The following is a 1,025-nucleotide window of genomic DNA, read 5'->3' as shown; positions in this document are numbered from 1 at the left end:
TTCGCCGCCTCCCCGCTGGCCGAACTGACCGCGATGCTGCACGTGCTGGCCGAGCCCGGGCATCATCCGCAGCTCGCCGGCTGGGCCGGGGACGTCTGGGCCGGGCTGCGGCCGGAGCTGGTGGAGCGGCTCAGGGAGGCGGAGTTCCTCTGGCGTTCTTCACAGGCCGACTTCCTGATCCCCGCCCGGCCCCGGCCGACCCTCGCCGAGGAGTTGGACGACGTGGACCGGATCGACGACGAGACATATGTGACCGCCGCGCTCGTGACCACGTGCGGCAGCAACCGGGTCCACTTCGGCACCCCGTCGCCGCTCGCCGACGCGGCCGCGCGCGAGCGGGCCCTGGACCTGGCCCAAGCCCGCGGCGCGCGGCAAGAAGCCTTCGCGGAACGGCTGCTCGCGGACCCGGCCGCGGTGCGGGCGCGGGTGCGCCGCACCTTCGAACAGTGCGCCGAGGCCTTCTTCGACGCCGCCTGGACGAGCGTCGCCGTGCCGCTGGCCACCGACCTGCGCCTGAAGAACGACCTGCTGAAGCGCCAGGGCATCAGGGCGGCACTCGCATCGGTCTCCGGCGCCGTCACCCTGGCGCCGGACGGAGACTGCATCATCGTGGACAAGCTGCAGGACAAGGCAACCGCCGCCCACGGCACCGGGGTCACCTTCATCCCCAGTGTCTTCGGCAGCCCGCACCTGGTGGCGGTCCACGCGCCCGGATGGCAGCCGGTGGTGCAGTACCCCGTGGCCGAGCCGAGTCCGTCGGAGCCGGTGTCGCTGGACACGGTCACCCTCCGGCTGGAGGCACTCGCGCATCCAGTACGGCTGCGGCTGCTGCGCACCCTGGCCCGCGGCCCGCACACCACCCGTGAGCTGGCCCACGCCTGGGAACTCTCACCCCCGGAGGTCTCCCGCCACCTCGCCGTCCTGCGCCGAGCGGGCCTGCTCACGGCCCGGCGGCACGGCCGCTACGTCCGTTACACCCTCAATCTGCCCGATCTGACAGCGCTGGGGACCGATCTGCTGGCGGC

Annotated in this window: 1 protein-coding gene; it reads left to right on the top strand. The window is 73.3% G+C overall.

Features of this window, described 5'->3' with window-relative positions; translation table 11 throughout:
- A partial coding sequence (locus ABZ471_RS48830; RefSeq protein ID WP_359075656.1) for a helix-turn-helix domain-containing protein occupies positions 1 to 1,025 on the top strand: 1,025 nt, incomplete at both ends.

Origin of the sequence: Streptomyces sp. NPDC005728 (genome assembly GCF_040630895.1) — a bacterium.
Classification (GTDB): domain Bacteria; phylum Actinomycetota; class Actinomycetes; order Streptomycetales; family Streptomycetaceae; genus Streptomyces.
Note: the sequence above shows the minus strand (reverse complement) of the source record. Positions and strands in the feature narration are given on the sequence as shown.